The organism is Actinomycetota bacterium (genome assembly GCA_036280995.1).
Lineage (GTDB): Bacteria > Actinomycetota > CALGFH01 > CALGFH01 > CALGFH01 > CALGFH01.
This window is the reverse complement of sequence record DASUPQ010000122.1, coordinates 1-6,767: the sequence shown is the minus strand read 5'-3', so window position 1 is coordinate 6,767 and position 6,767 is coordinate 1. Positions and strand designations below refer to the sequence as shown.

Here is a 6,767-nt window from a genome sequence, read left to right as displayed (position 1 = left end):
GCGGCGGGGGCCGCGGCCGCGGCCGGGGCGCCCTCGGCCTGCTTGTCGCTCGGCTGGGCTGCGGCGCCGCCGCCCGCCTCGGGCTGATCCTCCGCCTGCTTGTCGCTCGGCTGGGCTGCGGCGCCGCCGCCCGCCTCGGGCTCATCCTCCGCCTGCTTGTCGCGGAGGGCGGCGGTCATGGTCGCCACCTGCCGGAGCGGGGCCGCGAGCAGGCTCACGGTCTGCTGGGCGGAGGCCTGGAGCAGCCCGGCCAGCCGGGCCAGCAGGACCTCGCGCGACTCGAGGGTGGCCAGCTGGCGGACCTCGTCGGCGCCCAGGACCTTGCCGTCCATCACCCCGCCCTTGACGATCAGGGCCGGGTGGGTCCGGGCGAACTCGGCCAGGTCCTTGGCCGCCTGCACGGGGTCGCCGTGGACGAAGGCGACCGCGGTCGGGCCCTGGAGCAGCTCGATCAGGTCCTCGTAGCCCGCCTGGCGCACGGCGATGCTGGTCAGGGTGTTCTTCAGCACCCGGTACTCGGTCGACGACCCGCGCAGCGACGCGCGCAGCTCGCCCAGCTCCGCGACCTTGAGGCCCCGGTACTCGGTGAGCAGCGCGGCCACCGAGCCTTCCAGGCGTCCCTTGATGGCCTCGACCTCGGCGACGTTGCTCGCGTTCGGCACGGCCTCACCTCCACACAAAGAAAACGGACGGTCCCCGGACCGTCCGACTGGCGTATGCCACGCGTGGAGGCACCTCACGGTGCTCGCCTGCGCCGGCGCCCCTGGACGGGCCTTCGTGCCATGCGGCAACCGGACGGTCTTCGGCTCGACGAGGCTGCGTGCGACCTAGACCACCTAGCTGGGAAGGGATCCAGGCTGACCGCCAGGTCGTGCGCGGCCTCGTTGACAGCGGAGAGGGTAGCACAAGGGGGCTGTGGATAACCGCGGGCAGGTCGGCGGCCGTATCGATAGGTTGCTCCCGAGGCGCCTTGCTGTCACAGGTTCCGAAGCCGTCGATCTCATCACAGTTGACGATCGCAGCATTCGAAGGGGGAGGAGATGGCCACGCCGGTCATCATCAGCCTGCTCGTCGGCCTCGTCGCCGGCGGAGCGTTCATGGCCATGTGGGCCGCCAACCGCATCGAGGAGGAGGGCGTCAGGCAGTTCGACCGCGGGTTCGAGCGCGGCCGCTGGCTGACCGACATCAGCGTCGCCAGGGCGATCGAGGACCAGGAACGAACCCGCCGGGTCGGCCTGCTCGTCGCCGGCACCCGCCAGCCTAGCGGCCCGCCCGCCCGGCCACCCGGTCAGGAGCCCCGCCCGTCGCTGCTGGTCCTCCCCTAGGACCGGCACCGGCCCGAGTCAGTACCCGCAGCCCGTCCACCGCGGACCCCCGGTCCGCCGCCGCAGGAGGGACCATGCCCGCCGACCTGGTCGCCATCGCCACCCTCATGGTGCTGGCCACCCTCGCCCCCGTCACCGCCTGGCGCCGCCGCCTGGCCACCCGCCGCTTCGACGCCGTCTACGAGCGCAACCTCCTCCGCCGCACCGGCCGCGGCTGACCGGCCAGGTCCGCGGGCTTGCCGCCGGGGCGACCCGTCAGGTGGCCGCCCCGGCCAGGGCCGGGTCGGCGACACGGACCGTGGTCACGGCGGTGTCGGGCGGGGTGAGGAGGCCGCGGGCGGCGAGGCGGTCGAGGGCCTCGTCGACGGCCAGGGTGTAGGCCCAGGCCAGGAACGCGCCCTCGTCGTCGGCGCCCGGGACGCGGCGCCGGACCGGGTCGAGGGCGGGGAGGGCGTCCTCGACCAGGCGGACGACCGACCACCCGAGCCCCTCGCAGAGCTCGCGGAGGGCCGGTTCGAGGGCCGCGGGCAGGGCCGGGGCCGACTCGGGGTCGGCGGCGGCGAGCTGGAACGCCGGCGCCGCCGGGCGCCCGAAGCGGATCAGGCTGCCGCGCCCGGGCAGGCCGGTGACCCGGGCGAACCAGCCGCCGGCGGCGCCCTCGCCCTCGGCCAGCCAGACGAAGGCGCTGCCGAAGGGCGGCGCGGCCAGGCCCTGACGGCGCAGCAGGCGGCGCACCCCGATGTCGAGCAGGAGCCCGCCCACGACCAGGAAGGCGGGCCCGCCCGGCTCCGGGCGGGCCAGGGCGGCGTGCACGGACTCGTACTCGACCTCGAGCCGGCTCCACTCGCCCGCCACCAGGCGGGCCATGGCCCGGCCGAGGTCGCCCGCGGTCTCGGCGACCGCCTTGGCCTGGGCGGCCTGGGCGACCGGGAAGCGGGGCCGGCCGTCCGGGGTGGCCAGCCCGGCCGCCTTCAGCGACTCCAGCCGGTGCTGCCCCAGCCGGTCCAGCGGCGCCCCGTCGGCCACCGCCGACAGCAGGGCCCCGTGCACCCCCGGGTCGACCAGCTCCCCGGGTTCCAGCGCCGGCGGCACCGGCGCCCACCATCCGAGCTCCCAGGCGTCCCGGCTCACGGGCAGGCCCACCCCCGGCGTCTCGCGCCTCTCGTCCCGTCCCGCATCGCCGCCGTCCGGTCAGGCGCTGGCGGCCGGGACCAGGTTGCGGGTGGCGCCGGGATCGACCTTGATGCCGGGGCCCATCGAGGTGGCCACGGTGATGCCCTTGATGTAGCGGCCCTTGGCCGCGGCCGGCTTGGCCCGGAGGATCTCGTCGAGGACGACCTGGTAGTTCTCGACCAGGGCCCTGGCGTCGAACGAGGTCTTGCCCAGGATCAGGTGGAGGTTGCCGTGGCGGTCGACCCGGTACTCGACCTTGCCGCCCTTGATCTCGGAGACGGCCCTGGCCACGTCCGGGGTGACGGTGCCGGCGCGCGGGTTGGGCATCAGGCCGCGGGGGCCGAGGATGCGGCCCAGGCGGCCGACCTGGCCCATCATCTCGGGCACGGCGACCGCGGCGTCGAAGTCGAGGAAGCCGCCCTGGACCCGCTCGACCAGGTCCTTGCCGCCGACCACGTCGGCCCCGGCCTCCTCGGCCAGGCGGGCCGCCTCGCCCTCGGCGAACACGGCGACCCGGATGGTCTTGCCGGTGCCGTTGGGCAGCGAGACGGTGCCCCGCACCATCTGGTCGGCCCGGCGCGGGTCGACCCCGAGCCGGAAGGCGACCTCGACGGTGGCGTCGAACTTGGTCGGGTTGGTCTCCCGGGCCAGCTCCAGCGCCTCGGCCGGGTGGTAAAGCCGGGTGCGGTCGATCTTGGCGGCCGCCTCGGCCAGCTTCCTGCCTGCCATCGGTTGTCCTCCTGTGGTCAACGGACCGCTCCGTTGCGGCCCTCCCACGAACCAGGGAACGCGCCTCGTCAGGAGGCGACGGTGATGCCCATCGAGCGGGCGGTGCCCTCGACGATCTTCATGGCGCCTTCGACGTCGATGGCGTTGAGGTCGGGCATCTTGGTCTCGGCGATCTCGCGGACCTGGGCCCGGGTGACCGTGCCGACCTTCTCGCGGTGCGGCTCGGGCGAGCCCTTCTCGATCCTGGCCGCCTTGCGCAGCAGCACCGCGGCCGGCGGGGTCTTGAGCACGAACGAGAAGCTGCGGTCCTCGTAGATGGTGATCTCCACGGGGACCACGTTGCCGGCCTGGGCCTGGGTGGCCGCGTTGTACTGCTTGCAGAAGTCCATGATGTTCACGGCGTGGGGGCCGAGGGCCGTTCCCACCGGCGGCGCCGGGGTGGCCTGGCCGGCCGTGAGCTCGATCTTGAGGACGGCCGCCACGCGGCGGCGGCGGCCTGCTTGGGGTGGCATGGGGTCGTTACTCCTTCGGAATGGTTAGAGCTTCTGGACCTGGTCGAAGGCGAGCTCGACCGGGGTCTCGCGGCCGAAGATCGAGACCAGGACCTTGAGCTTCTGCTGGTCGGCGTTGATCTCGGCGATCGAGCCGGGCAGCTGGGCGAACGGGCCCGAGGTGACGGTGACGGACTCGCCGACCTGCCACTCGACCCGCGGCTTGAGCTTCTCGACCGGCTTGGTCTCGAGGATCTTGGCCACTTCCTTCTCGGACAGCGGGGTCGGCTTGGCCCCGGAGCCCACGAAGCCGGTCACGCCGGGCGTGTTCCGGACCACGTACCAGGAGTCGTCGTCCAGGTACATGCGGACCAGCAGGTAGCCGGGGAAGACCTTGCGGGAGACGACCTGCTTCTTGCCGCCCTTGATCTCCATGACGTCTTCCATGGGGATCACGACCTCGAAGATCCGCTCCTCCATGTTCATCGAGGAGATGCGGCTCTCGAGGTTGGCCTTGACCTTGTTCTCGTAGCCGGCGTAGGTGTGGACGACGTACCAGTCCCCCAGGCTGAAGCCGGGACCGGTGGTGCCGGTTGCGGTGTCGGTGCTCATGACGCTCCTGTCAGTCGCCGAAGACGGCGAACACGGCCTTCCCGAACAGCGTGTCCATCCCGAAGATGACCGCGGTGATGACGGTGACGGCCACCAGCACGACCACCGTGTAGGCGGCCACCGTGCGGCGGTCGGGCCAGTTCACCTTCCTGAGCTCGGCCACGACCTCGCCACCGAACGAGCCGACGCCGCGCAGCCCCCGGCGGCGGGTGCCCTGCTGTCCGTCCCGGCCGCCGGCCCGCTGGCGCTCCAGCTGCTGCTTGCGCAGGTTCTGGAGCCGCTGGGGGTCCGCGGTCTTCTGCTGGCGGGCCATTGCCCGCTTGGTCTCCCTGTTCATTGCGAAGGCTTGCTCCTCACGCCGAGGCGCCGGTCGATCATCGAGGGTGTGGCAGGCCAGGAGGGACTCGAACCCCCAACCACCGGTTTTGGAGACCGGGACTCTACCAATTGAGCTACTGGCCTTTGGGAGTGGGTGCCCCGAGCCTGCGCCCAAAGCCCAACGAGTATAGGTGTGTCCGCCCGGCCGGAACAAGACACCCGGCCTGACCAGGGTACCAGCAGGCCGTCCCGGCCGATCGGAGGTGCCGCACCGCGTACCACGCCGCTCCCGGCCGGTGCCATGGCCGGTCGAGCCGGATCATGGGCGGCTGGGCGGGCAGCCCCATCCTAGCCCGCGTCAGTCGAGCTGACCGGGGTAGAGCAGGGCCAGCTCGCTCGGCCAGGTGGCCAGGAGGCGGAGCTCGTCGTCGGTGAGGGGGCGGCCGGTGGCGGCGTTGGTGAGCTGGACGAGCTGGAAGACCAGGTCCTCGTCGCCGGGGGCGAGGTCGATGCCGAGGCCGTCGAGGACGTGGCGGAAGCCGGCCTTGCCGCCGTACTCGCCGGTCAGGACGACGCGGCCCTGACGGGCGGCCCAGTCGTCCGGGAACGGGCCGAGGGTCTCGTCGTCGTAGAGCTCGTAGTTGTGCCGGTCCTTGAGGGCGCCGTCGGCGTGGATGCCGGACTCGTGGGCGAAGGCGTTGGCCCCCACCCCGGGCTGGCCGAGGGGCAGCGGCCGGCCGAAGGCGTAGGCCGCCCACAGGGCGAACCGGCGCGCCCAGCTCAGGTCGACCTGGCCGGCCAGCTCGACCCGGCCGGCCAGGTCGAAGCCGTGCCGGAAGGCGAGGATGCAGGAGAGCAGGTCGGCGTTGCCGGCCCGCTCGCCGATGCCGTTGACGCAGGTGTTGACCCAGGCGTCCTGGCCGGCGTCCAGGTCGCCGAGGGCGCCGGCGACCGAGTTGGCCACGGCCATGCCGAGGTCGTTGTGGCAGTGGGTCTCGACCGGGATGCCGACGGCGGCGGCGAGGCCGGCGAACCGCTCGCGGATGCGCCAGGGTGTGTCGCCGCCGATGGTGTCGCAGTAGCGGACCCGGTCGGCCCCGGCCTCGCGGGCCGCGATCGCGAACTCGGTCAGGTAGCCGGGGTCGGTGCGCGAGCCGTCCTCGGCGTTGACGCCCACGGTGGCCACCCCGGCCGACTTGGCCGTGCGGGTGGCCGCGACCATCTGCTCGATGATCGCGGCCCGGTCCAGCCGGCCCCGGAACTTGTTGGCGATCATCTGGTCGGAGGTGGAGATGGACAGGTTGAGGTGCTCCAGGCCGAGCGGCAGGGAGGCCTCGACGTCGCCGGGGACGGCCCGGGCCCAGCCGGAGAGCCGGAGGTCGCCGAACGCGCCCGCCTTGGCCAGGGCCAGGTTGGCCCGCAGGTAGGGCGCCTCGTGGAACAGGAACGGGAAGCCGGCCTCGGACTGGGTGACGCCGAGCTTGCCCAGGTAGAAGTTGACCATCGTCTTGCCGAACTTGGACAGGTTGACCCTGGCCGTCTGGACGCCGTCGCGGTTGGTCACGTCGAGCAGGTGGACCCGTGGCATGGGTGTGCCTTTCGTACGAGCTGCGCTGCCTCCTCAGATTGACAGTGCTGGCATGAATTATCAATATTGATCAACATGGCGACGGATCGGGACGAGAGGCGGCTGACCACGGCGGAGGCGGCCGCCCGGCTGGGGGTCAAGCCGGCGACGCTGTACGCGTACGTGAGCCGCGGGCTGCTGGGGCGGGAACGGTCGGCCGACGGGCGGACCAGCACCTTCGACCCGGCCGAGCTCGACCGGCTGGCCCGGCCCGGCCGGGCCCGGCGGGGCCGGCGGCCGTCCACCGAGCTGGTGGTGCCCTCGGCGCTGACCGCCATCGCCCACGGCCTCCCCTGGTACCGCGGCCTGGCCGTCCCCGACCTGGCCGGCGCCCGCGGGTTCGAGGAGGTCGCCGAGTGGCTCTGGACCGGGCGGTTCCCGGATCCCGTCCCGGTCTGGCACGCGAGCGCCGGCGCCCTGGAGGCGGGCCGGCGCGCCCAGGCCGCCCTACCCCCCACCGCCCTCCCCCTGGAGCGGATCCGGGTGATCGCC

Annotated in this window: 10 protein-coding genes and 1 tRNA gene; 3 read left to right on the top strand and 8 right to left on the bottom strand. The window is 73.2% G+C overall.

What is annotated here, in order from left to right; all coding sequences use genetic code 11:
• The coding region (rplJ, locus tag VF468_03820; protein ID HEX5877440.1) for a 50S ribosomal protein L10 at positions 1-662 on the bottom strand (662 nt) is incomplete at its 3' end.
• 378 nt (positions 663-1,040) lie between these two features.
• Here rplJ and VF468_03815 point away from each other — a divergent pair.
• The gene (locus VF468_03815) at positions 1,041-1,325 is read left to right on the top strand and encodes a hypothetical protein (protein HEX5877439.1); all 285 of its coding nucleotides are present in this window, start codon (positions 1,041-1,043) and stop codon (positions 1,323-1,325) included.
• 74 nt (positions 1,326-1,399) lie between these two features.
• A complete protein-coding gene (locus VF468_03810) occupies positions 1,400-1,543 on the top strand; it encodes a hypothetical protein (protein ID HEX5877438.1) in 144 nt (47 codons plus the stop codon).
• A 37-nt stretch (positions 1,544-1,580) separates the two neighbouring features.
• Here VF468_03810 and VF468_03805 read toward each other — a convergent pair whose 3' ends face one another.
• The 7 genes from VF468_03805 to VF468_03775 form a co-directional block, all read right to left on the bottom strand.
• Positions 1,581-2,456 carry a hypothetical protein gene (locus VF468_03805; protein HEX5877437.1) on the bottom strand — a complete coding sequence of 292 codons (876 nt, stop codon included), beginning with the start codon at positions 2,454-2,456 and terminating at the stop codon, positions 1,581-1,583.
• Positions 2,457-2,516: 60 nt separating this feature from the next.
• Positions 2,517-3,227: a 50S ribosomal protein L1 gene (rplA, locus tag VF468_03800; protein HEX5877436.1), complete on the bottom strand. Its 711-nt coding sequence runs from the start codon at positions 3,225-3,227 to the stop codon at positions 2,517-2,519.
• Positions 3,228-3,295: 68 nt separating this feature from the next.
• Positions 3,296-3,739 carry a 50S ribosomal protein L11 gene (gene rplK / locus VF468_03795; GenBank protein HEX5877435.1) on the bottom strand — a complete coding sequence of 148 codons (444 nt, stop codon included), beginning with the start codon at positions 3,737-3,739 and terminating at the stop codon, positions 3,296-3,298.
• 24 nt (positions 3,740-3,763) lie between these two features.
• The gene (nusG, locus tag VF468_03790; GenBank protein ID HEX5877434.1) at positions 3,764-4,330 is read right to left on the bottom strand and encodes a transcription termination/antitermination protein NusG; all 567 of its coding nucleotides are present in this window, start codon (positions 4,328-4,330) and stop codon (positions 3,764-3,766) included.
• A 10-nt stretch (positions 4,331-4,340) separates the two neighbouring features.
• Entirely contained in the window at positions 4,341-4,667 is a 327-nt protein-coding gene (secE, locus tag VF468_03785) for a preprotein translocase subunit SecE (protein ID HEX5877433.1), read from the bottom strand.
• A gap of 49 nt (positions 4,668-4,716) precedes the next feature.
• Positions 4,717-4,792: transfer RNA gene (locus VF468_03780), tRNA-Trp, on the bottom strand.
• A gap of 214 nt (positions 4,793-5,006) precedes the next feature.
• Positions 5,007-6,236 carry a hypothetical protein gene (locus VF468_03775; GenBank protein ID HEX5877432.1) on the bottom strand — a complete coding sequence of 410 codons (1,230 nt, stop codon included), beginning with the start codon at positions 6,234-6,236 and terminating at the stop codon, positions 5,007-5,009.
• 75 nt (positions 6,237-6,311) lie between these two features.
• Here VF468_03775 and VF468_03770 point away from each other — a divergent pair.
• The coding region (locus VF468_03770; protein HEX5877431.1) for a citrate synthase at positions 6,312-6,767 on the top strand (456 nt) is incomplete at its 3' end.

Bases quoted from the DNA above. Each gene is read 5' to 3' on its own strand.
- VF468_03815 (HEX5877439.1), top strand. From the start codon at position 1,041: ATGGCCACGCCGGTCATCATCAGCCTGCTCGTCGGCCTCGTCGCCGGC.
- VF468_03810 (HEX5877438.1), top strand. From the start codon at position 1,400: ATGCCCGCCGACCTGGTCGCCATCGCCACCCTCATGGTGCTGGCCACC.
- rplA (HEX5877436.1), bottom strand. From the start codon at position 3,227: ATGGCAGGCAGGAAGCTGGCCGAGGCGGCCGCCAAGATCGACCGCACC.
- rplK (HEX5877435.1), bottom strand. From the start codon at position 3,739: ATGCCACCCCAAGCAGGCCGCCGCCGCCGCGTGGCGGCCGTCCTCAAG.
- nusG (HEX5877434.1), bottom strand. From the start codon at position 4,330: ATGAGCACCGACACCGCAACCGGCACCACCGGTCCCGGCTTCAGCCTG.
- secE (HEX5877433.1), bottom strand. From the start codon at position 4,667: ATGAACAGGGAGACCAAGCGGGCAATGGCCCGCCAGCAGAAGACCGCG.
- VF468_03775 (HEX5877432.1), bottom strand. From the start codon at position 6,236: ATGCCACGGGTCCACCTGCTCGACGTGACCAACCGCGACGGCGTCCAG.